This is a genomic window from Paraburkholderia sp. SIMBA_053 (assembly GCF_046534895.1).
Lineage (GTDB): Bacteria > Pseudomonadota > Gammaproteobacteria > Burkholderiales > Burkholderiaceae > Paraburkholderia > Paraburkholderia caledonica.
In genome coordinates this window covers 1-241 of record NZ_JAWRXU010001557.1, presented here as the reverse complement: position 1 = coordinate 241, position 241 = coordinate 1, and the positions used below count along the sequence as shown (strand labels likewise).

At 47.3% G+C, this 241-nt stretch carries 1 pseudogene; it reads right to left on the bottom strand.

Features of this window, described 5'->3' with window-relative positions:
* Positions 1–87: 87 nt before the first annotated feature.
* A pseudogene (locus tag SB753_RS40795) lies at positions 88–241 on the bottom strand (ISAs1 family transposase); the annotation flags it as partial.

The following is a 241-nucleotide window of genomic DNA, read 5'->3' as shown; positions in this document are numbered from 1 at the left end:
CTGATGAGTGTACTTGTTGATTAACCCGTGATGCTTGTCTTTGCATAGCAGTGAGCATCAGGGCCGGATTTTACTTTGTTAATTCCATTAACCAAAGAACAGCTCTGACCTAAAATCGTCGCTCCAGCCGGCCCGCTTTATCTTCAGTTTCTTACTCGATTTTGCCGGATGTTGCTGAGCCAGATTAAGTACGATACGTCTGAACAACGCCATGCGCTCTGCTGCTTCCCGGTCACCAATC